We start from the raw sequence: 676 nt of genomic DNA, 5'->3' as shown, positions 1-676 counted from the left end.
ACCATACTATGACTCTGACCCCTATGTTCATTCGGGGAGTGTCAAACTACATAAGCGAAATGGGTATGCACAAAACGCCGCCTATATTAAAGCCGCTAAAGTGCTTTTGGCAGAGTTCTACTATAAAGGCAAACGTACATCGATGCTGGAGGAGTTACAGCAAGGAGGGTATCTTGCCCGACTGCTTTTGGGGTTGCTGGAAGAAAGTGTGGAGCAAGCTTGCGAATCAATGGAACAGTATGATGAGAAAGCCGAATGCATCGAAAGTTTATTGGATGCTGTCGATGAGTTCCCTGAAGAATCTGTCCCAGATACTGCAACCGATCCTCAAATTTTTGCTTTTACCCGTCCTGGCCAACCAGAGCTGCTGTTGTCACCAGTGGTAAGAACAGGCTTACAGAATGAGATTAACCTTCGCCTGGCAGACTATGATTGGTGGCTAAATACTTTCATGAAAACCGGAACAGGTCAGGATATTAATACCTACGGCAGCCTGCTTTTGGATTCTGGCGGATTTTTAAAAGTGCTTAGTTCAGAGCCACCGGTTGAAAGGAAAGGACAGTTTCGTCTGTTAGTTGACCAACTCTGTCTGATTGGTCATTTGTATGATTTCACACATATCAATCCCAGGCTCCTCTCTATTGGTCAAAGCTACATTGATGATGAAACCGGGCAG

1 protein-coding gene is annotated in these 676 nt (G+C 45.1%); it reads left to right on the top strand.

Annotated features, from left to right (window positions below):
• A partial coding sequence (locus J7438_RS26700; RefSeq protein WP_209279047.1) for a hypothetical protein occupies positions 1-676 on the top strand: 676 nt, incomplete at both ends.

Origin of the sequence: Thalassotalea sp. G20_0, from assembly GCF_017744175.1 — a bacterium.
GTDB lineage: Bacteria > Pseudomonadota > Gammaproteobacteria > Pseudomonadales > Endozoicomonadaceae > Endozoicomonas.
The sequence above is the reverse complement of the archived record's forward strand: the minus strand, read 5'-3'. Positions and strand labels throughout refer to the sequence as shown.